The following is a 22325-nucleotide window of genomic DNA, read 5'->3' as shown; positions in this document are numbered from 1 at the left end:
TTGTTAGTAGTCCTATGACGCTGCCGAGAAGCGCTGCAACGGGCACTGGCCCGCCAGGCTCGGATTCCCAGTCGTCATTTTCGATTTAACGGCGTTTTCTAAGACTGGAGCGTAACCATGAGTGCTGCTGTTAAACCAGAATTTTCTGATTTCCAGGTCGCCGACTTGTCGCTGGCAGACTGGGGTCGGAAAGAAATATCCATTGCCGAAACCGAAATGCCCGGGCTGATGGCGATGCGGGAAAAGTATGCGGGCCAATTTCCACTCCAAGGCGCTCGTGTTGCCGGCAGTCTGCATATGACCATTCAAACCGCGGTTCTGATCGAAACCCTTGAAGCGCTGGGTGCCGAGGTCCGCTGGGCATCGTGCAACATTTTCTCAACTCAGGACCACGCCGCCGCCGCCATCGCTGCAGCGGGCACACCCGTATTTGCTTTCAAGGGAGAATCCTTGAGTGAATACTGGGCCTATAGCCATCGCATTATGGAGTGGAGTGACGGTGGAACGCCAAATATGATTCTAGATGATGGGGGCGACGCGACTATGCTGGTCACGCTGGGGAGTAAAGCCGAACAGGATCCCAGCGTGCTGGACAACCCTGGGAGTGAGGAGGAAGCGGTGCTGTTCTCGTCAATTCGAGAGCGCCTGAACCAGCAACCCGGCTGGTACTCGAAGATCCTTCAGAACATCCGTGGCGTAACGGAAGAAACCACCACCGGCGTACATCGTCTATACCACATGGAAAGTTCCGGCGAACTGCCGTTTCCGGCCATCAACGTCAATGATTCGGTGACAAAGTCAAAATTCGATAACCTCTATGGCTGTCGTGAGTCCCTGGTCGACGGAATTAAGCGGGCGACCGATGTCATGGTGGCCGGGAAAATTGCCTTGGTCATGGGTTATGGCGATGTGGGAAAAGGCTCGGCGCAATCGCTGCGGGGTCTTGGCGCTACCGTCTGGATTACCGAGATCGATCCGATCTGTGCACTTCAAGCCGCAATGGAGGGCTATCGTGTGGTCACTCTGGATGACGTGGTCTCAGAGGTGGATATATTCGTGACAGCCACCGGTAATTACCAGGTGATCAAGCACGACCACCTGTTGCAGATGAAGAATCAGGCGATCGTCTGCAACATCGGCCACTTCGACAACGAAATTGACTGCGCGTCGCTGAAACAGTACACCTGGGAGAACATCAAACCTCAGGTCGACCACATCATTTTTCCTGACGGCAAGCGGATCATATTGCTGGCCGAAGGGCGACTGGTCAATCTGGGCTGTGCCACCGGTCATCCCAGTTTTGTAATGTCCAATTCCTTTACTAACCAGACTCTGGCGCAGATCGAATTGTGGAACAACCCAGATCAGTACGACAACAAAGTATACGTTTTACCCAAGAAACTAGACGAAATGGTCGCGCGGCTTCATCTGGAAAAGATCGGTGTAAAACTTACGCAGCTCAATGACCAACAAGCCGCTTATATCAACGTCGACAAAGACGGCCCCTATAAACCAGACTACTATCGCTATTAAGCCGACGTCAAAACGAAAACGCCCCCAAGTTGGGGGCGTTTTTAGTATCGTTTAATACATCGCTTCAAGCTGTTATGTCAGGAACGAGTCTACTTTCGAGCAGTGTAATACTGTCCTTGAGAAAAAGCTTTCGTTTTTTGAGTCTTCGAATCTGAAGGTCATCGAATGTTGGATCGTTGCTCATGTTCTGGAGTTCTTGGTCCAGCGCGCGATGCTCGGATTTGAGTTCCTGGATCTTCGCCGCAACACCAGCACCTTGCTCTTGTGTCATAGGATCGCTTTCCTCATGCGCTCTTGGTCAAAGCGCTGTGCCTAATAATACCCCGGGGATCATGTTTTCAGTTTCAACCGCAGGTCAGGTCCCGTGTTGCCTGCCCTAAAATCCATGTTACTCCTTTTTCACACGGCTTTCACCCCTCTGTTTGGTACTGCCCCCCAGACTCTTACGCAGCTTGTTCAAACCAGAGATCTCGCCCACAATCCGGGTAATCCCGGCCAATCATGGCTATGGCCGGTACTCGAACGACCGGAAGAAAATGGAGCCGATTGCTACCTGGGAAAAGCTGCTGTTGGGTGTACTGGTCCTACTGGTAATTCTGTGGTTTTCCCCGGGTATCAAGAAGATGATGAAGGTCAGTCGTGAGGCAAAAAGCGACTGGATTGGGTTAATCATACCCATCGCGATGATAAGTCTTTTCGTGTTTGTGTTGATCCAGATAATCTGAAATCAACGCTGCGGTGAAAATAAAGCTGACTATTACAGTAACGCCATAACCCTAACCCGGATACCTCATGACACCTGAAAAGACCACGCTGGACCGTATTTATCTGCGTGACTACCAGCCACCGGATTTTCTGATCACCAAGACGGTGCTCCACTTCGAGCTGTCAGCCAATAACACTCGGGTCCGCTCGCAACTGTCAATCAGACGACTCAGTGGTGACCAAGGTTCGCTGCGTCTCGATGGCGAGGCACTTGTATTGGAGAGTATCAGGCTCGATGGCAAAGAACTGACATCCGATCAGTACACCATCGATGACCACTCGCTCACAGTACACGATGTGCCAAGTCAGTTTACGCTGCAGATTGAAAACTGGATAAACCCAGCAGCCAATACCACACTAGAAGGGCTGTATCTGTCCAGTGGTAATTTCTGCACCCAGTGTGAACCGGAAGGGTTCAGACGGATCACCTATTTTATCGACCGGCCGGATGTGCTCTCTGAATATACCGTGACCCTCAACGCGTCCGCGACTGATTGTCCCGTCCTATTGAGCAACGGAAACAGGTTATCAACAAAAACGCTTCCAAACGGTCGTCATCAGGTCATTTGGCACGACCCGCACCCTAAACCCAGCTACCTGTTTGCATTGGTTGCAGGAAATCTGGGGTTTATCGAGGATAGTTTCACAACCGCAGGTGCCCGGGATGTTCGCTTGCGAATCTACGCTGTTGAGCGAGACCTCGGACAATGCCGTCACGCGCTGGATGCGCTTATGCAAGCAATGCGGTGGGACGAACTGCGCTATGGCCGGGAGTATGACCTTGATTGTTTCAACATTGTTGCGGTCGAGGATTTCAACATGGGAGCCATGGAAAACAAGAGTCTCAATATTTTCAACACCCGTTACGTCCTCGCACTTCCTGAAACAGCGAGTGACCAGGATTATCAGGCGATCACCGGGGTGATCGGTCACGAATACTTCCACAACTGGTCCGGGAACCGCGTCACCTGCCGAGACTGGTTTCAACTCAGTCTGAAAGAGGGTTTCACTGTTTTCCGTGACCAGGAATTCAGTGCAGAACTGGGTTCGGCCGGTGTCAAGCGGATTGAAGACGCCAAACTAGTACGCGGCCAACAATTTCTCGAAGACAGCGGGCCGATGGCTCACCCTGTCAGACCTGCCTCTTATGCCGAAATCAACAACTTCTATACACTGACGGTTTACATCAAAGGCGCTGAAGTGGTGCGAATGCTGGCGAACCTACTTGGCCCGGTTCTGTTTCGAAAAGGCTGCGACCAGTATTTTGATCACCACGATGGCCAAGCGGTGACAACTGAGGAGTTTGTCTGCGCTATGGAACACGTCAGTGGCCTGGATCTCTCGCAGTTCAGACTCTGGTACGAGCAGGCTGGCACCCCCAAACTGACTGCCCGAGGCACTTATAATGCCGAGGCGGCATGCTATACCCTGACTGTTGCTCAGCAGTGCCCGCCCACCCCTGATCAGGATCACAAGAAACCGTTTCACATTCCCCTCGCCACGGCCTTATTTGATCGCTCCGGACGGGCGATGAAGACAACCGTCGAGGAGCAGGGCGAACCCAAACATGAACATATGTTGAGCCTGTACCAGAAAGAGCAGCAATTTGTATTTGAAGGCGTCGTGAAAGAACCAGTGGTTTCCTTGTTGCGACGGTTTTCGGCACCAGTAGAACTTGAACCTGATCTGTCAGATGACGAACTCGCGATTCTGATGGAGCATGACGACGATCCATTTAACCGGTGGGATGCGGGGCAGCGCCTTTCCAGCACCGAAGTATTGCGAGCGTTTGAGACAACTGTTGAGAGCAGTACGTTTTCGCTCAATGATCGTTTTGCAGTGGCCTTTGAAAATACGTTACGGCACGACTTCGATGACAGATCCTTTCAAGCCTACGTTTTAACCCTACCCGATCATGCCCACCTTTCGCAGATCACCCCCGTTATTGAGCCGGACCGGCTCCACCAGGCCAGAAAGACGGTCAAACTGGCACTAGCTAGACGATTTACAGCCGATTTTGAAGCGCTCTACCACCGGTTCGAGACGACAGGGAACAATCCGACAGACAGCATCAACAGCGCTCGGCGGGCTCTGCGTAACGCCTGCTTGTCTTACTTGATGGCGCTTGAACAACCAGAATTCACACGTCTTGCCAGCCAACAGCTGTACGCAGCCGATAACATGACTGACGCCCTGGCTGCTTTAACCTTGCTCGCCTGTTCACCACATCCAGAACGCAGCGCTGCTCTGGCTCACTATTTCGATCGCTGGCACGATTACCCGCTGGTCATGGATAAGTGGTTCCGGGTTCAGGCAATGTCGGATTTGCCTGGAACGCTTGATCACGTAAAAGCGCTCACATCACATGACCTGTTTCAGCTGGAAAATCCAAACAAAGTGTTCTCCCTGCTCGGAGCCTTCGCCCATGCCAACCCGGTACATTTTCACCAGATCGATGGTCAAGGCTATGCATTCATTAGTAAATACATATTGAAACTGGACCATACTAATCCGCAGGTCGCAGCCCGACTACTGTCAGCCTTCAATCTCTGGCGGCGTTACAACAGCGAACGACAGGAAATGATGCGGGGGCAGCTTGAACACATTCAAGCACAACCCGATTTGTCCAAAGATGTGTCTGAAATCATTGATCGTATTCTCTCTTAAATGGCAGTTCGGATCCTCACCTCGACCACCTGCTGACAGACTCTCTACAGTGTTATGATCCGTCTTGATCACCTGATTGTTAAGCGCTGTTGCAATTGAAAAAACCGCCCAACAGATCGCTGGAAACATCAAGCCGCGAGGACATTGACAACTTTCTGCAGCAGGTGAGGTCCACGCCACTGGCTTCCCGCCCAGCTGGCCGGGGACGACTGCTGTTCGCCATGGATGCTACGGCCAGTCGGGAACCCCTGTGGGACAGGGCCTGTCACATTCAGGGTCGGATGTTTGAAGAAACCGACGCATTGGGCGGTCTCGACATACAGCTGGTTCACTACCGCGGTTTTATGGAGTTCTCCTCGACACCCTGGATGAGCAACACTGAGGCATTGCTCAAACACATGACGGCCATACGTTGTGCCGCAGGACAGACCCAGATTGCCCGCGTTCTCTCACACGCCACAAAACAGGACCAGCCTGTCAACGCTCTGGTATTTGTCGGTGATGCCATGGAGGAAGACCCGGACGTTCTGTGCAAACTGGCTGGTGAGCTTGGCATCCTCCGGATCCCGGTGTTCATTTTTCAGGACGGTGACAACCCAATTGCTGAGCGAACGTTTCGCCAGGTTGCACGGCTCAGCTCGGGTGCCTGGTGCCGGTTCGACGCCAACAGCGCTGCACAGTTGCGCGATCTCCTTTGTGCTGTGGCGGTTTATGCAGCCGGTGGGCAGAAAGCGCTTGAAAAATTCGGCCGTGAACGGGGCGGCACTGTACTCAAACTCAGCCACCAGATCAGCAAAAAGAACTGAAAACGTGATCAGACTGGTACTCGCTTTACTCGCTCTGGTGGGTCTGATGTGGCTGGCATCGTGGCTCGGCAAGGTCTCGCCGGCCCAACGCAGCAAGGCGCTCAAGATGATTTTGCTCTACGGCGTCGCCGGTGTGCTGTTGCTGCTGGTGGTCACTGGGCGAATTCACTGGATGTTCGCAGCAGTCAGTGCGGCACTTCCCTGGCTACAACGAGTATTAATGGCACGGCGGGTATGGCAGATGTTTAAATCGACACGGAGCCCTGCTTCTGGCCAGGTCTCAAAGGTGGAAACCGCTTTTCTGCGCATGACACTGGATCACGACAGCGGCGATCTGGCAGGTGAAGTAATTGCCGGAGCGTTTGCCGGACAACAGCTCGAGCAGATGAGCCTCGAAAATCTACTCGAGTTGCTGTCCACCTGTCAGGTGCAGGATGCCCAGTCTGCTGCTTTGCTCGAATCCTATCTTGATCGCCACCACGGCGAAAACTGGAGAGCGGATACCGACACCGGGGACACGGCGGCGGTGCCACCCAGCGGCTCCATGAGCCGGCGGCAAGCTGCGGAAATTCTAGGTGTGGCCGAAGACGCATCGAATAAAGAAATCAAGGCCGCACATCGCCGCCTGATACAGCGTCTGCACAGCGATCGTGGGGGATCGGATTACCTGGCTACTCTGATCAACCAGGCCCGAGAAACCATGACCAGCTGACCAAACAGCCATCGATATGTTTTCTTCCCTTCAGTCGCTTTATACTCAGATATCATGTGGACCGTGCGGGCTAAACGCAGGGCGATTCACGAAAAAGGTGCTGCATGAGGCACCGCCGAACGCCGGCGCAACTGCCATCCTGGTCAAGAACTACACACCCCGTGCATATGAGCAACCAGCGCAGTCGTAAAACTGTCAGACAGACAACCCTGTCTGGTCCGCTGCAGATTGCGCTTGTAACCGTGATCCTGATCGGTGGCATGTTGTCCTGGCCGGAGCATCTGAGTTCCACAGAATGGCAACGCAGCGCCGTGTGGGGTGTGGACCGGCACGTCATCAGTGACGCAATAACGCCATCAGTGCAGAACAATGCGTATCCGCGCGAGATCACCATTACCAGCCAAGGCCGGCGACTCCCGGCAACAATCCACTACAACACCGATCGGGTACTACGTGATTCTGTCAACGCGATTTTTGAAAAATATGGACCGGATTACGGGATGTTTGTTGGACTGGACCCGGATACCGGCAAGATTCTGGCACTGGTCAATCACCGCCGAAAAACAAAGCCCGCTGCCAATTTCGCTTTACAGGCGACGTATCCGTCTGCTTCGGTCTTCAAACTTGTAACGGCCAGCGCTGCTATCGATCTGGGGAAGGTTAATGCTGACACCGTCATTCCATTCAACGGCAAAACCACCAGCCTTTACCGCCAACAAGTACTGCACCACAAGGACAATCAATGGACCCGGCACTTGCCTCTGAAAATGTCCTTTGCCAAATCTGTCAACAGCGTATTCGGTCGACTGGGCGTCCAGCATGTCGGCGGTAAAGCACTGCTGGATTACGCTCAGCGACTGGGGTTCAACCGGGAGATAAAAAGTGATGTCGAGATCAGCCCAAGCCGCCTCGCGTTAAACCTGGACAACCCCTGGTCTATCGTAGAAGCCGCGTCCGGCTGGACCCAAAAAACCACGATGAGTCCGGTTCATGCTGCGGTCCTGGCCGCGGCGACCATCAACGGCGGGTTTATTGTCCAGCCGAGTCTGGTCGATGCGATTACCGATACCAACGGTATCGTTCTATATGCTGATGATGAGCCCTATGCCCGCCAAGTGTTCAGCGAGTCAACCGCCCACCAACTGCAGAATATGATGACTTTAACTGTACGCAAAGGATCGGCAAAAAAGTCTTTTAACAACTTTTTCACCGGCAAGATGTCAAACGTCGAAGTCGGTGGCAAAACCGGCACACTCAACGGGACAGACCCTGCCGGTACTTACGATTGGTTTGTGGGCTATGCCAAGCGCGGTGACCGTAAGCTCGCTTACGCGGTACTTTGCATCAACAAGGAAAAGTGGTATGTAAAATCGGCCTACGTTGCACGTATAGCGATAGAGCATTATTTCTCTGACCAAGCGCTGTAGCCACTGGCTCAGCAAATCCCTAGCACAGGTAGAGCACAGCATATTGCAGCAGTATCTTGATGTCGTCGAAACCGTACTCGGTAGCGGTCATCGAAAGACCAATCGAACTGGCGTCGATACTCTTTCAACTTTTAACTTAAATTTTCAGATTGACCTGCGCCAGGGTTTTCCACTACTGACCACCAAAGAGATTTCCTGGAAAAATATCGTCGTTGAAAATCTGTGGTTTCTCTCCGGCAGCACCGATATTGGCCTGCTGCGCCGGCATGGCTGTAAGTTTTGGGACCCTTGGGCGGATGAAGACGGCCGCGTGCCCAGTGCCTATGGCAACTTCTGGCGACACTTCCCCGTACATAATCAAGACGACGCCTCGTTTAACGATCAGGTGGCCTGGGTTGTGAACGAACTCAGGCAAAATCCGGACAGTCGCCGTTTGGTGGTATCCGCCTGGGCACCAGGCAATGCCCAGTTCAGCGGTTTACCCCCCTGCCATGCGCTGTGGGTACTCAATGTTCAGCGCGATGAGGCTGCCGAGCCGCTGCTCTGTCTGCATTTAACCCAACGAAGTTGTGACGTTGCGCTAGGGCTGCCCTATAACATCGCCGGCTACGCTTTCCTGCTCGAGCTGTTTAGTCGTTTTGCGGGTATACCGGTGGGTTACTTTGGTCACACCTTGATCGATGCGCACATCTATACCGCCAAGCCTGATGGCAGTATGGCAGAGTACGACCATGTACCCGGTTTACGTGATCAGCTGCTGCGGAAACCCAAACCATTGCCACAGTTGACCATAAACAGTGCTGTTCGATCACTCAACGACGTGGAAGATCTCCTCAGTGCCACGACGGACGAGTTGCTCGGCACTTTTTCTCTGGCCGGCTACGAACCCCACCAGGCGATTGCTTTCAAGGTGGCCGTGTAGTTGTACGATGACAGCAGTAGCTGCACGGATTGCCAGAAATCTTCTGCTGGCTCAAGTTAGGGGCTGACATTGCGCGCAGCAATTGTGGCAATCACTCAAGACCGTGTCATTGGGGTAGATGGAAAACTGCCCTGGCACTATTCGGCCGACCTGAAACGATTTAAGCGGCTGACTCTGGGCGCCACCATCATTATGGGCCGGGGCACGTGGGAATCGATTGGCGCAAAACCACTGGCAGGACGACGCAACGTTGTGATCACCCGCTCGGTGCTCGATGATGTCCAGTGCTATACAACGATCCCGGCTGCACTGGCCACCTGCACTGGCGATGTCTGGTTTATCGGCGGCGGACAGCTCTATGCAGCGGCTCTCGAATATTGTGATTTCATCGATGTCACGCAGGTGCCTGACAAAATCTCGGCTGGAAATACCGTGTTTTTCCCTGAACTGGACCCGTCTGTGTGGCAGGCAGAACCGATGACGCCGCTGGTGGAGGATCCCAGGTTGTGTCATGGCCGCTATTACCGACAATCGACTGTAACCCGAAGTGCCGACGGGTAACATTCAACCTCGTGTCCTTGACTTGAGTGTTTAGCGGGTATGGACGTGTCTTTCATTTTTGATGATCTGAACGACGCTCAGCGTCAGGCAGTATCCAAGGATCCCGGTCCGATGCTTGTTCTTGCCGGCGCCGGCAGTGGCAAGACCCGCGTTCTGACCCATAGAATCGCCTGGCTTGTGACAGCACTCGAGGTGTCGCCACTGTCTATCCTCGCTGTTACGTTTACCAACAAAGCGGCCCTGGAAATGCGCCACCGGGTAGAACGCATGATCGGTTCTCCAATGCGCAACATGTGGCTCGGCACGTTTCATGGTTTGTCACACCGTTTCCTGCGCACTCATTGCGCCGACGCCGGTCTTTCGGATTCTTTCGAGATCCTTGATGCCCAGGACCAGCACCGTCTGGTGCGCCGTTCACTTAGAGAACTTAATCTTGATGAGGGATTCTGGCCACCGCGACAGGTACAGTGGTTTATTAACAGCAACAAGGACGAGGGCCGGCGTCCCCCACAACTTGAAGGGACATCAGATAACCAGCATCAGACTCTGACCCAAGTTTACGCCCACTACGAATCACTGTGTCAGCGCTTTGGACTGGTTGACTTTGCAGAACTTCTGCTGCGGTGCCTAGAGCTATTTCAGAACAACGGGCCAATCCGAGACGCTTATCGGGAACGTTTTCAGCACATCCTCATCGACGAGTTTCAGGATACCAATACCATACAGTACCGTTGGCTGAAGCTGTTGGCACAGCCGCGTAACAGCATCACTGCTGTAGGCGATGACGATCAGTCGATCTACGGCTGGCGGGGTGCCCGAATTGAGAACATGGACTTGTTTCAGAAAGACTTTCCCGATACGCAGATCCTACGGCTGGAACAGAACTATCGATCGACTGGAACAATTCTCGCGGCAGCAAACAGCGTAATCGACCACAACGTCGGCCGAATGGGGAAAAAACTGTGGACTGAAGATCAGGCTGGTGCGCCGATCAGGCTTTACGCTGCTTTTAACGAAATCGACGAAGCTCAGTTCGTCGTGGAACGCCTCCGCGAGTGGGTGCATGAAGGCCATCGCCGTGATTCTATTGCTATCCTCTATCGCTCGAACGCACAGTCCCGTGTTTTTGAGGAACTCCTGCTCAGTGAAGGCATTCCTTACCGGGTCTATGGTGGACTCCGGTTTTTCGAGCGGGCCGAGATCAAAGATGCTCTGGCGTACCTGCGCCTGATCTCAAATCGCCACTCTGATCCGTCTTTTGAACGGGTCGTCAATGTCCCCACTCGCGGCATCGGTGCGCGAACAGCTACCGCAATCCGTGAACATGCCAGGGCGTCTGACACCTCCATGTGGTCCGCTGCGATTGAATTGGCAAGTAAAACACAAATACCGACCAGAGCCCGGACCTCGTTGAAGCACTTTACCGATCTCATCGAAGCGCTTGACGCATCGACACAAGATCTTGATCTGACGGAACAGACGGACATCGTTGTGCAGCGCAGCGGGCTTATCGATCACTACCGTAAACAGCACGGTGAAAAAGCGCAGACGCGGGTAGAAAACCTCGAAGAACTCGTCACTGCAGCCCGTCATTTCAATTACGATCCGGCCGACGACCAACATCCGGATCCACTATCGGAATTTCTCGCACACGCTGCACTGGAGGCTGGTGAAGGGCAAGCAGAAGAGTGGGAAGATTGCGTACAGCTGATGAGTCTTCATTCGGCCAAAGGGCTTGAGTTCCCGCTTGTATTTCTGAGCGGCCTGGAAGAAGGCCTCTTTCCGCATCAGCGCTCGATCGATGAACCGGGTCGACTCGAGGAGGAAAGACGTCTGTGTTACGTCGGTATGACTCGGGCCATGGTGCAACTTTTTCTGACCTGGGCCGAGGTCCGGCGGCTGCATGGCAGGGAAAGCTATACCCGCCCGTCTCGTTTTCTAAGAGAAATCCCAGCAGAACTGGTTGCTGAGGTACGTTCGTCCACCGTATTGACCGGAGCTATCTCGACACCTGCCGAAGCCTTGAACAGCAAGGCTCAGACAAGCAGCCCGGGTATTGACCTGGGTGCTCGCGTACATCATGTCAAGTTCGGTCATGGTACTGTCCTTAGTGTAGAGGGGCAGGGTGAGCATGCCCGAGTTCAGGTTCGATTCGAAACTGCTGGCAATAAATGGCTGGTGTTGGCCTACGCCAACCTGGATCCCGCTTGATTGACGTCGGTGGGTGTGTGTTTGCTGCTGCTACTCAGTTCAGGCGGTAGGAAAAAACAAGACCGGCAAATACACAAGCACCGAACCAGGTATTGTTGATAAACGCCTTCAGACACATGTCTCGATCGCGACCGCGACACAGTCGGTATTGATAAACAGCCGTTCCCGCAGCGCCGACCAGGCCCAGATAGTACCAACCGTTCAGATGCAGCCCCCAGCCGATGATGCCAAGTACCGCCAGTGCGAGAGCCTGCAACACTGCGTTAACCAATAGATCGTATTGGCCGAAAAGAATGGCGGTAGATTTGAGCCCGATTTTGAGGTCGTCAGGCCGATCAGCCATCGCATACATGGTATCGTAAGCGACCGTCCACAACAGATTGGCGCACAGAATCCACCAGGCCAGCGCCGGCACACGACCGGTTTGCGCAGCAAATGCCATCGGAATCCCCCAGGAAAATGCAATCCCTAGGTACAGTTGTGGCAGGTGTGTAAAGCGTTTGAATAAGGGGTAACTGATCGCAATCGCCGCCCCGATCAAGCCCAGTACAATGGTTTGTCGGTTCAGGGTTAACAACAATCCCAGTGCTCCCATGATAAGGGCTGCAAACAGGATCAGTGCCTCCCGGGTAGAGACCTTGCCTGTTGCCAAGGGTCGGTTTCGAGTTCTTTGGACGTGCGGATCAAATGCGCGATCAAAGTAATCGTTTATCACACATCCTGCTGCACGCATAACAATTACGCCAGTAACAAACACTGCGACGATCTGCACTTGTGGTTGACCATCACCTGCGATCCAGACAGCCCAAAGTGTGGGCCACATCAGCAACAGCCAGCCGATCGGTCGATCGAGCCTTGCCAGGCGCACGTAAAGAAACAGGCGATCACGCACTGTAAAAGCCGTCTTCAGTTCTGAGCCAGCGACGGATCAACCGATCGATCAGCTTCGTCTCACCGTTTTCAAGCAGTTGAGCAGCAACCTCCCGGACGTCTTGTAATAACATGTGATCGCGGGTCAGATCAGCAATGCGAAATTGCGGCAGGCCACTTTGACGCGTGCCCAGTAACTCGCCCGGACCACGCAGTTCGAGGTCCTTCTGCGCGATCTCGAATCCATCATTGGTCACGCGCATCGTCGACAGCCGCACCTTCGCACGTTCTCCAAGTGGGGCCTGATACATCAAGACGCAGGCTGACTTTCGGTCTCCGCGGCCCACTCGACCACGTAACTGATGTAACTGGGCCAACCCCAGTCTTTCGGCGTTCTCGATCACCATCAAACTGGCTTCAGGCACATCGACACCGACCTCAATAACCGTAGTTGCGACCAGCAGGTCGACCTGGCCGCTCCTGAACCCGTTCATGACGGCGTCTTTTTCTGTCGGTGTATTGCGACCATGCAACAGCTCGATCCGCAGTTCAGGCAGGTCCTGGCGTAAGGACTCTGCACGTTGCGTGACCGCCTCTACGTCTAACAGCTCTGACTCATCGATCAAAGGACAGACCCAGTAAGCTCGCATACCCCGGGCACAGGATTCTCGGATACGTTCCTGTACTGCCTGACGTCTGGAATTGGGCATCACAACTGTCTCTACCGGTTGTCGCCCAGGCGGCATCTCATCGATGACCGAAACATCCATGTCTGCATACATCACCATAGCCAAAGAACGCGGTATCGGGGTGGCTGTCATCACCAGCTGGTGGGGTGCACAATTATCTGTGCGCCCTTTGTCCCGCAGCGCCAGTCGCTGCTCGACACCGAAGCGGTGCTGTTCGTCTACGACCACCAGCCCCAGGTTGTGATAGTGAACACCGTCTTGAAACAACGCATGGGTACCAATACCGACCTGAACATCACCATTGGCCAAGCGCTGACAGGCTTGTCGACGAGTCGCAACTGTTGCCCGACTGGTCAGCCACACTACATCTATTCCTAGGGCCTGGAGCCAGTTTTCAAAACTCTCGAAATGCTGTCTGGCCAACAGTTCTGTCGGCGCCATAACCACAGCTTGGCAACCGGCTTCTACTGCGGCGAGCACTGCAGCAGCAGCCACCACAGTTTTCCCGGATCCCACATCCCCTTGAACCAGTCGCATTGCAGGAACCGTACTGGCCAGGTCGTTGAACACCTCTTCAACAACCCGTACCTGTGCACTGGTCAGCGGAAAATGCAGTTGTTCACAGAGTTGTGGCCAAAGCCTGGTGGACGGCGGCATCAACGGAGCACACAGTCGATCGCGGTAGGATCGCCGTTGTCGTATCGCAATATGATGCGAGAGCATTTCCTCAAATGCCAGCCTTAGCCGGGCAGGATGAGATCCTTGCATCAGCAAAAGAGGATCGGTTCCCACAGGCGGGCAATGCAAAATGGTGAGGGCGTCGGCCAACGATATCTCCACGCCCGGGACGTCGACACCCTTAGGTAATAACTCTTCAATCTCCGTTACACAAAGTGGCAGCGCCTGTCTGATCATATCCCGCCATTTGCGCTGGCCGACGCCATCGGTAGTCGGATACACGGCCGTCAATGTCTGCTCCGCAGTGGCCTCTGACTCGCTCTGCAGCAAACGGTATTCAGGGTGGACCATCTCCAGGCCAGTTGAACCTTGGCGGACTCCACCAAAGCATTGGATCAAGCCGCCTCGTGCCAGTGCGCGTTGCTGGGTTGCTGTGAATCGGAACTGTCGCATAGTAATTCTGCCGGTATTGTCTGAAATAACCGACACCAGGCTACGACGACGGCCCAGGCGTACGCCGGAGAGCTCGATCACACCGGTCACAAGTGCTTCGCTACCGGCCGTAAGTCCACCCATAGGTGAAAATCGCGTGCGATCCTGGTAGCGCAGTGGCAAATGAAACAGGACGTCCTGGACTGTGCGGATACCCAACCGGGCAAGCCGGGATTGGATTTGGGGACCCACTCCCTTAAGCGCGGTGATTTCCTGCGACGCTAACCTGGCCCCAGCGGGTTGGGGCAAATGTTGGTCAGCCACAGGATGGGTCAACCGGCAGCATGAGGCGAGTCTAGCTCTCCACCAATCAAACGGGTGTTCGCAGCGTCCTATGCCGGCAGATAAACTATCGCCTCAATTTCGACCGGAACACCCTTGGGCAGAGCAGCCACACCGATAGCGGCACGGGCAGGATACGGCTCATCAAAATACTCGGCCATGACTTGGTTAACCATCGGAAAGTCAGTCAGGTCGGTCAAGAAAACTGTCAACTTGACAGCATCGGCAAGGCTCGCGCCGGCAGCCTCAGCAACTGCCGACAGGTTATCAAAAACCCGTCGAATCTGAGTTTCCATGTCACCTTCGACCACCTCCATACTTTCTGGGTCCAAGGGTATCTGCCCGGATACATAGAGCGTCTGACCGGCAACAACTGCTTGCGAATAAGCACCGATCGCATCCGGCGCCTGCGAAGTGCTGATAGCCTGTCTACTGGTCATCGTTTTTTGTCCCCGTTCAGTTGGCTACATCTGGATGTATTATCCCCGTGCTCGGAATACGCGAATTACTGACCGGCGCGCTCTTAACCGGCGGATAATCCGGGCAAGGTGTTGGCGGTTTGAGACTTCTATCGTAAAACGAATCGTTGAGTTACGATTATCCCGTGCATTGACCGCAACACTGTTGATATTGGATCCTTCTTCGGCGACCAGTGCAGCCAGCTGAGCAAGTACACCCCGGCGGTTGAGTACTTCCAGTCGTATGTCCGCCGCGAATTCCCCCTTAACTTCATCCGACCACTGTACGCTGATCCAGTTTTCAACAGTTTTTGCTTGTTTAGCGGCATTAGGGCAGGTTGTGGTGTGAATAACAATGCCACGACCAACCGAAAACAGGCCGGTGATCTTGTCGCCGGGAATGGGCCGACAACATCGGCCATAAGACACACTCATACCCTCAACACCCTTGATCGGGAGCGGCCCACTTGTTGATTTCTTCAAAGGTACACTGCTGCCGGGCAACAACTGGCGCGCGACGACCATGGGTAGGCGTTTGCCCAAACCGATATCCGCCAACAGCTCATTCCAGTCTTCTCGATTGAGCCGCTTGAGCAACCCAATCTTCTGGCTGGTCTTCAGCCGAGCCGTCAGACCCACAGATTTCAGTGCCTGGTCAAGTAACTGACGACCGAGTTTGGCAGCATCACCTTCCCGCCGGGACTTGAGGTAAATTCGTATTGATGCGCGGGCTTTGCCGGTGACAACATAATGAAGCCATAACGGTGTCGGGCCTGCAGACCGTGCTGTGAGCACTTCGATGTGATCCCCATTATTGAGCACCTGGTGCAGCGGTATGGCTTCATTGTTGATCTTGGCACCGATGCAGTGATTTCCGATGTCCGAGTGAACCGCGTAGGCAAAATCCAGCGCGCTGGCGCCTTTGGGGAGCTTCTTTATATCGCCTTTAGGTGTAAACACATAGATTTCATCGGGGAAAAGGTCGGTCTTTAGGTGCTCGAGAAATTCCGAGGGATTACCGGACTCTTGCTGGGTTTCTATCAGATCGACTACCCAGCGATGGGCCAGTATCTGCGGTGGTGCTTCGCCGTCATGAGATTTGTAACGCCAGTGTGAGGCAACGCCCGACTCTGCGACCCAGTGCATGTCGGTGGTCCGGATCTGTACTTCGATACTCTGGCCAAAAGTGCCGAACAACTGCGTATGCAATGATTGATAGCCGTTGATTTTGGAGATCGCGATGTAGTCCTTGAACTTACCGGGTACCGGTTTGTACAAGTTGTGAATGATACCCAGCACCCGATAACATTCGTCCACTGTGTCCACGATAATGCGAATCGCAAAGATATCACCCATTTCCGCCATCGGTACCCGCCGATCGTGCATTTTTCGGTAGACGCTGTAGATGTTTTTCTCACGACCGACCACGGTCGCGTTTATCCCAGTCTCCTCGAGCTCTTCAGTAATCTTCAAACGTGTGCGGTCGATAACCCGCTTGCGATTACCCCGACGTTTACTGATCTCTTTGTGAATCGCAGAGTAACGTTTGGGATAGAGGTGTTGGAAACTTAAATCTTCCAGTTCCTGAGTCCAGGTATGCATACCCAGACGGTTGGCGATGGGTGCAAATATATCGATTGTTTGTTGGGCGATTCGCTTGCGCTTATCTGAACGCAAAGAATCTAGGGTGCGCATATTATGAATTCGATCAGCCAGCTTGATCAGTATCACCCTGATATCCTTCGCCATTGCCAGGAGCATCTTGCGGAAGTTCTCCGCTTCCGCATGTTCCTTAGATTCAAACTCGATCTGGTCGATCTTGCTGACACCGTCAACCAATAACGCGACGTCTTCACCAAACGATTCCGCCAGCTGCTCGCGCAAAGTGGGGGTGTCTTCTATAACATCGTGAAGGATGGCAGCAGAAATGCTGGGACTGTCAAGCCGCATATCCGCAAGAATCAGCGCAACAGACAGGGGATGGGATATGAATGCCTCACCGCTGCGGCGGCGTTGGCCATCGTGGGCATCCGCACCGAACAGATAAGCCTCATAGACGGCTTTTACTTCTTTGGGATCTAGATACTCCTCAAGAACCTCGATCAGATCACTGATGACCGCCTTGCCTGTTGATGCAGGCGGTTGTCCTGCTTTACTGGACTGAGGTTCTTTCCTCCTCGTTGTTGTTGCTGCTGTCGTCGGCATTGCTGTCACCTGTATCGTCGTCTGCCGCATCAGATTCGTTGGCTGCGGTATCTTTTTTCAGACTCAGATCTTTTGTCTCCGTCCCAGCTTCGGCTTGAACCTCTTCGCTTTCACCGAACAGTACTTTCTCGAGATCGATTTCCTCTTCTTCGAGAATAGCCGGCGTTACCAACCCTTCTGCAATCTCTCGCAGTGCAATGACTGTCGGTTTGTCACGGTCTTCCGGTACCAAGGGATCGGCACCAAATACCAGTTGCCGAGTGCGTTTTGCGGCAACCAACACCAGTTGAAATCGGTTCTCGACGTTTTCGAGGCAATCCTCGACGGTAACTCTGGCCATTTTGTTTCTCCGGCAAACCAGGGGATGCAGCCCGTTTCCGTCCGGGGCCACGAACAAACGCGCGACTGACCAGGTCTGTATTCAATCCGGTCGAGAAGGCTGCGCTAACTGTCTGGGGTATCTAAGTTTTTAGTGTAACGTTTTCTGTGGAATTCACAAGGGCAGCCAGGTCTAAGCCAGCTGCTGACGTCGGTGGCTGCTGATGGAGCACGAGTTGTTTGAGTTCAGCCACGGTATCGTCAAACTTGTCGTTGATCACGACATGATTGTATTCAACGTAATGCCGCATCTCAGTGATTGCTCGTTGCATGCGATGGCCGATCTGATCCCGGTTATCGCGTCCGCGCCCGACGAGACGTTCTTGGAGCGCTTCAATGGAAGGCGGCAGGATAAAGACACTGACCGCATCGAAATTTAACGCTCGAACTTTTCGCGCCCCCTGCCAATCGATATCCAGAATCACTGTCTGCTCTGCTGCCAGAGCTCTGTTCACACTACCGCTGGATGTCCCATAGTAATGGTCAAACACCATCGCATACTCAAGAAATTCCCCGCGTTCGATCATTTGTTCGAAAACAGCTGGACTGACAAAGAAATAATCAACACCGTCTACTTCTCCTCGGCGCGGACTACGGGTCGTGTGGGATACGGAAACCACAACATGCGGGCAGCCATCCGCGATGGCCTGGGCCAGACTGGTCTTGCCGCCCCCTGAAGGTGCTGAAAATATCAACAGCTGCGGTATCTTCTGCCGGCCAGTCACGCACTGCACCTACTCAATGTTCTGGATCTGCTCGCGCATCTGTTCGGTAAGTACTTTCAGGTCGACCGCTGCAGTTGTGGTATCGGGATGATTTGATTTTGAGCCCAGGGTATTGGCTTCTCGGTTGAGTTCTTGCATCAGGAAATCGAGTCTTCGGCCCACGGGGCCCGGTCCGTTGAGAATTTTTTCAACCTCGGCCAGGTGAAGTTGTAGCCGGTCGGTCTCCTCAGTTACGTCGGATTTGGACAGTAACAGTACCAGCTCCTGTTCGAATCGTCCGGACTCCAACTGTTCAGCGAATTCACTGACACGTTCGTTGAGGCGCTGACGGGCGTAACGCTCCAGTTCGGGCACGCGGCCTTGCACACCGACGACAACATCTTGAGCAGCCGCAATTCTCGCGTTGATCACCGCGGCCAACTGTCGACCCTCACGCTGCCGCTGACTGACCAGTGCAGACAAGGCATTCGCTAGAGCATCTTTAGCAGTTACGCTCAGCTGGTCCTCGTCAATCCGCGCGGCTGTCAGCACCCCAGGCCACTTAAGAATATCTGCTATAGATAATTCACCCGCAACGGGCACTGTGGACTGCACGGTTTTCGACCACGCCATCAGCTGCTTTATTGTGTCCAGATTGAGCTCGGGGCCACTGGATAATGTTTCAGCTGACTGGTATCTGAGCACGGCGTCTATCCGGCCCCGGCCCAATGACGCCTTTATAGTCTCACGGAACATCATTTCTGCACTACGAAGTTCCTCCGGCAGCCTCATGGAGACTTCCAGATACCGATGATTTACGCTACGAATTTCCCACACCAACCGGCCCTGTTCTGACTGTGATTCGTGCTGAACAAAAGCTGTCATACTGCTGATCAAACGCAGGTCTCCGATATTAGGTTGAAGGGATCGGTCTCATCGACCCCGCGTACACCACCACACCTAATAGTGTAGTTGATGCCGGGTAACGCTTTCTCCCCGGCCAGCGGACGGTCTGACAGCAAAAGTGGTTGCTTGTCATTTACCTGAAACGCCCGCAGTGTTATGGTCGACATTTCTATGGTCTTACCAAATTACCAAAAAACTGATGGATACTCCGCGCGTTTCAGACATCGTCGTCGAAAAAATTGAGCAGTTGATTCTCGAAGGCACGCTGAAACCAGGTCAGCGCCTACCCGCCGAACGTAAATTTGCTCAGCAAATGGGTGTCTCCCGCCCGTCGTTGCGTGAAGCGCTTCAGAAACTGTCCGCCCGCGGTATGCTGGTCGCAAAGCGCGGTGGGGGCACCACCGTGACAAAATCCCTGAATCCCGCACTTGAGAATCCACTGCTGGAACTCATCAGTAATTCACCGGACTCTCATGCAGACGTGCTTGAACTGCGGCATGCGATTGAATCATTGTCTGCCTATTACGCAGCCAGTCGAAGAACCGAGTCGGATATCGAACAGATTCGAACCTGTTACAAGCGGCTGATTATTTCCCACAGCCTCAAGGATGCTGCGCTAGAAGCCAAAGCCGATGCACACTTCCACCTCGCCATTGCGGAAGCATCACACAATGTTGTTCTGGTACATGTGATGCGCAGTCTGTTTTCGCTACTGCGGAAAAGCATCCGCTACAACCTGGAGAATGTCTACAAACAGTCAGGGCGCTTTGAACACGTGCGAGACCAGCACTATCACTTGATGACCGCAATCATAAACGGTGAACCTGATGATGCGCGCTCTGCATCAGATCGACATATCGACTACATAGAGCGGGTATTGATTGATACTGATTCTCAGCGGCAACGAGAAGCACGTGCTAACCGACGAGCATTAGGGGTAGCCGCAGCCTAGAATCGGCGCGAGACACCCACCATCTCGCTCGATCGCGACCGACTACTGGACCACCGACTTGTTACGTCTGTTAATACTTTTTTTCCTAACAACCGGCTTGTGGCTCGCGTTGTCCGGACATTTCGATCCGCTTCTGCTCAGTCTCGGACTGCTCTCCGCGGCAACCGTATCCTTCGTCAGCCGGCGCATGGGTATTATCGATGCAGAAGGACAGCCTTTGGAACTGATGCCCGGGCTGCTTCGCTATGCACCCTGGCTGGCCAAAGAAATCGTCCGCGCCTGTATTGATGTCGCATGGCGGATCGTGCAGCCCAGTCTTCCGATTCAACCGACCATAATCCGAGTGCCCGCAAATCAGCGGACGGTGACGGGTCGTGTCAGCTTTGCCAACTCGATCACCCTGACACCCGGGACCATCTCCCTCGATGTGCTCGAGAAACAGATTGAAGTACATGCTCTGACTGCAGAATCTGCGGCGGACCTCGAAAGTGGAGAAATGGGCAAGCGCGTCGAGCATCTAGAAACTGGCTAATGCTGCTACTGGTGACCACAACTTTGCTGGCAGCGATGGGGCTGGCGCTGATTCGAGCGATCAAGGGACCGACCGTTTACGACCGTATTCTTGCTTCAAATACGTTCAGCACAAAAACTGTCCTGATGGTATGTGTGCTGGGATTCTTGACCGGGGAAGCCGAGCTCTACCTTGATATCGCTCTGATGTACACGCTGGTAGGATTCATCGTCACCGTTGCCGTGCTCAAGGTTTCTGAGTTCGGTGACCTCGGGCAATCCCGACCGGATTCAGGAAAAAACACACCGTGAGCCAAGCTCTCAATATGTTGAGCGGGATGCTGCTTTTCCTCGGTGCGCTGTTTATCCTGGTGGGCAGCATCGGCCTGCTGCGCATGCCTGATGTTTTTACCCGCATGCATGCCGCAGGCGTCACCGACACAATCGGAGCCGCAGCTATCATCCTGGGCCTTATGCTGGTGGCTGGATGGACGATTGTTCTGATCAAGCTCTTGGTTGTTTTGCTTTTCCTGATGTTGCTGAATCCGACAGCCTGCCACGCACTGGCTCGTGCAGCTGTCCATGGCATTCGAAGTCCATGGCAGGGAGAGTCAGAACAACAGTGATCGAACTGATCAACATTGTATTACTGGGGCTGCTGGTTATTACCGCTATAGCGGCGATTCGCCTGCACGATCTTTTCGCCGTGACGATTATGTTCGGGATCTTCAGTCTTCTGGCCGCCGTGTTGTTTGTAGTTTTAGACGCGGTCGATGTTGCATTTACTGAAGCAGCCGTGGGCGTTGGTATTTCCACCATACTCATGCTGGCAACTATCGGTCTTGTCGGTCGGCAGGAAAAACAACCCACGCACCGGCCACTGCTGCCGTTGATCGTGGTAGCTGTCACCGGCGCGGCTCTAGTTTACGGCACCTTTGACATGCCGCACTTTGCTGCCCCGGACGCACCTATACAACAGCATGTTGCGCCCCGCTACCTTGAACAATCTCCCAACGAGATCGGAATACCCAATGTGGTAACCGCAGTACTCGCCAGTTACCGTGGCTACGATACGCTAGGTGAGTTAACTGTGATTTTCACCGCTGGCATCGGTGTACTGGCGCTACTGGGATTGAGACGGCGGCGTAGTCGCCTGGCCGACTCCCCGGAAGAAGAACCGTGAGAGACAACCCTGTACTTCGGGTAGTTACCAAGATCACCATCCCGATCATCCTGCTGTTTTCGCTGTACGTGCAGTTTCACGGGGACTATGGACCCGGGGGGGGGTTCCAAGCCGGCGTCATTTTCGCCGCTGCGTTTATTCTATACGCCCTGGTCTTTGGTACTCAGGCTGTCCGGATTGTAGTTTCACCGTCAATTTTGCGACTGCTGACGGCATCGGGTCTGTTGTTGTTTGCCGGTGTCGGCATGGTCACCATGCTGCTGGGTGGCCATTATCTGGACTACGACACACTGGCCCAAAATCCTTTACATGGCCAGCATCTGGGGATCTTCCTGGTCGAACTCGGGGTCGGTATCACAGTCGCCGCTGTCATGATCACTGTTTTTCTGGCCTTTGCCGGACGCAGGGACTGAG

The 22325-nt window shown here is 53.8% G+C and carries 23 protein-coding genes, 1 pseudogene and 1 riboswitch; of the genes and pseudogenes, 15 read left to right on the top strand and 9 right to left on the bottom strand.

All coding sequences use genetic code 11. The features are described 5' to 3' along the window. Positions 1-18 precede the first annotated feature (18 nt). A riboswitch (S-adenosyl-L-homocysteine riboswitch) is annotated at positions 19-104 on the top strand. A 13-nt stretch (positions 105-117) separates the two neighbouring features. Beyond that, entirely contained in the window at positions 118-1533 is a 1416-nt protein-coding gene (gene ahcY, locus MK323_02910) for an adenosylhomocysteinase (GenBank protein MCH2481110.1), read from the top strand. A gap of 64 nt (positions 1534-1597) precedes the next feature. Here ahcY and MK323_02905 read toward each other — a convergent pair whose 3' ends face one another. Beyond that, positions 1598-1804 (bottom strand): YdcH family protein, encoded by a 207-nt coding sequence (locus tag MK323_02905; protein ID MCH2481109.1) that lies wholly within the window; start codon positions 1802-1804, stop codon positions 1598-1600. A 265-nt stretch (positions 1805-2069) separates the two neighbouring features. Between MK323_02905 and MK323_02900 the strand changes: the two genes are divergently transcribed. From MK323_02900 to uvrD, 8 genes are all read left to right on the top strand, one after another. Continuing rightward, positions 2070-2258, top strand: a complete 189-nt coding sequence (locus MK323_02900) for a hypothetical protein (GenBank protein MCH2481108.1) — start codon at positions 2070-2072, stop codon at positions 2256-2258. Between the two features lie 67 nt (positions 2259-2325). Next, on the top strand, positions 2326-4965 hold the full coding sequence (pepN, locus tag MK323_02895) for an aminopeptidase N (GenBank protein ID MCH2481107.1): 2640 nt from the start codon (positions 2326-2328) through the stop codon (positions 4963-4965). Between the two features lie 164 nt (positions 4966-5129). Next, on the top strand, positions 5130-5771 hold the full coding sequence (locus MK323_02890) for a VWA domain-containing protein (protein ID MCH2481106.1): 642 nt from the start codon (positions 5130-5132) through the stop codon (positions 5769-5771). 4 nt (positions 5772-5775) lie between these two features. Continuing rightward, positions 5776-6483, top strand: a complete 708-nt coding sequence (locus MK323_02885; protein MCH2481105.1) for a molecular chaperone DnaJ — start codon at positions 5776-5778, stop codon at positions 6481-6483. 167 nt (positions 6484-6650) lie between these two features. Next, a complete protein-coding gene (locus tag MK323_02880; protein ID MCH2481104.1) occupies positions 6651-7910 on the top strand; it encodes a hypothetical protein in 1260 nt (419 codons plus the stop codon). A gap of 43 nt (positions 7911-7953) precedes the next feature. Further along, complete coding sequence (gene thyA, locus MK323_02875) at positions 7954-8832, top strand: thymidylate synthase (GenBank protein ID MCH2481103.1); 879 nt, start codon at positions 7954-7956, stop codon at positions 8830-8832. 84 nt (positions 8833-8916) lie between these two features. Next, positions 8917-9393, top strand: a complete 477-nt coding sequence (locus MK323_02870) for a dihydrofolate reductase (GenBank protein MCH2481102.1) — start codon at positions 8917-8919, stop codon at positions 9391-9393. Between the two features lie 39 nt (positions 9394-9432). Then, entirely contained in the window at positions 9433-11604 is a 2172-nt protein-coding gene (uvrD, locus tag MK323_02865) for a DNA helicase II (protein ID MCH2481101.1), read from the top strand. A 34-nt stretch (positions 11605-11638) separates the two neighbouring features. On the opposite strand, the gene ubiA is transcribed toward uvrD, so the two are convergent. The 8 genes and pseudogenes from ubiA to MK323_02825 form a co-directional block, all read right to left on the bottom strand. Continuing rightward, the gene (ubiA, locus tag MK323_02860) at positions 11639-12496 is read right to left on the bottom strand and encodes a 4-hydroxybenzoate octaprenyltransferase (protein MCH2481100.1); all 858 of its coding nucleotides are present in this window, start codon (positions 12494-12496) and stop codon (positions 11639-11641) included. After that, positions 12489-14597 (bottom strand): ATP-dependent DNA helicase RecG, encoded by a 2109-nt coding sequence (recG, locus tag MK323_02855; protein ID MCH2481099.1) that lies wholly within the window; start codon positions 14595-14597, stop codon positions 12489-12491. Before recG ends, ubiA begins: the two co-directional genes overlap by 8 nt. Before the next feature lie 68 nt (positions 14598-14665). Then, positions 14666-15055: a RidA family protein gene (locus tag MK323_02850; GenBank protein MCH2481098.1), complete on the bottom strand. Its 390-nt coding sequence runs from the start codon at positions 15053-15055 to the stop codon at positions 14666-14668. Between the two features lie 39 nt (positions 15056-15094). After that, a complete protein-coding gene (locus MK323_02845; protein ID MCH2481097.1) occupies positions 15095-17278 on the bottom strand; it encodes a bifunctional (p)ppGpp synthetase/guanosine-3',5'-bis(diphosphate) 3'-pyrophosphohydrolase in 2184 nt (727 codons plus the stop codon). Positions 17279-17393: 115 nt separating this feature from the next. Further along, positions 17394-17618 (bottom strand): annotated as a pseudogene (gene rpoZ / locus MK323_02840) (DNA-directed RNA polymerase subunit omega). A gap of 121 nt (positions 17619-17739) precedes the next feature. Then, complete coding sequence (gene gmk, locus MK323_02835) at positions 17740-18381, bottom strand: guanylate kinase (protein MCH2481096.1); 642 nt, start codon at positions 18379-18381, stop codon at positions 17740-17742. Positions 18382-18390: 9 nt separating this feature from the next. Further along, positions 18391-19245: a YicC family protein gene (locus MK323_02830; protein ID MCH2481095.1), complete on the bottom strand. Its 855-nt coding sequence runs from the start codon at positions 19243-19245 to the stop codon at positions 18391-18393. Positions 19246-19253: 8 nt separating this feature from the next. Continuing rightward, entirely contained in the window at positions 19254-19433 is a 180-nt protein-coding gene (locus MK323_02825; protein ID MCH2481094.1) for a hypothetical protein, read from the bottom strand. Positions 19434-19465: 32 nt separating this feature from the next. Here MK323_02825 and MK323_02820 point away from each other — a divergent pair, with 32 nt between their 5' ends. From MK323_02820 to MK323_02795, 6 genes are read left to right on the top strand one after another with little or no spacing between them, the layout of a single operon-like run. Then, positions 19466-20218, top strand: coding sequence for an FCD domain-containing protein (locus MK323_02820; protein ID MCH2481093.1), 753 nt, complete (start codon positions 19466-19468; stop codon positions 20216-20218). Positions 20219-20276: 58 nt separating this feature from the next. After that, positions 20277-20750 carry a Na+/H+ antiporter subunit E gene (locus tag MK323_02815; GenBank protein ID MCH2481092.1) on the top strand — a complete coding sequence of 158 codons (474 nt, stop codon included), beginning with the start codon at positions 20277-20279 and terminating at the stop codon, positions 20748-20750. Further along, positions 20750-21040, top strand: coding sequence for a monovalent cation/H+ antiporter complex subunit F (locus MK323_02810; GenBank protein MCH2481091.1), 291 nt, complete (start codon positions 20750-20752; stop codon positions 21038-21040). Before MK323_02815 ends, MK323_02810 begins: the two co-directional genes overlap by 1 nt. Beyond that, positions 21037-21354 (top strand): monovalent cation/H(+) antiporter subunit G, encoded by a 318-nt coding sequence (gene mnhG / locus MK323_02805; protein MCH2481090.1) that lies wholly within the window; start codon positions 21037-21039, stop codon positions 21352-21354. The genes MK323_02810 and mnhG overlap by 4 nt, the downstream gene beginning before the upstream one ends. After that, positions 21327-21911 carry a DUF4040 domain-containing protein gene (locus MK323_02800; GenBank protein ID MCH2481089.1) on the top strand — a complete coding sequence of 195 codons (585 nt, stop codon included), beginning with the start codon at positions 21327-21329 and terminating at the stop codon, positions 21909-21911. Before mnhG ends, MK323_02800 begins: the two co-directional genes overlap by 28 nt. After that, positions 21908-22324 (top strand): Na(+)/H(+) antiporter subunit B, encoded by a 417-nt coding sequence (locus MK323_02795; protein ID MCH2481088.1) that lies wholly within the window; start codon positions 21908-21910, stop codon positions 22322-22324. Before MK323_02800 ends, MK323_02795 begins: the two co-directional genes overlap by 4 nt. Position 22325 lies beyond the last annotated feature (1 nt).

The organism is Gammaproteobacteria bacterium (assembly GCA_022450155.1).
Taxonomy (GTDB): domain Bacteria; phylum Pseudomonadota; class Gammaproteobacteria; order Arenicellales; family UBA868; genus REDSEA-S09-B13.
The sequence above is the reverse complement of the archived record's forward strand: the minus strand, read 5'-3'. Positions and strand labels throughout refer to the sequence as shown.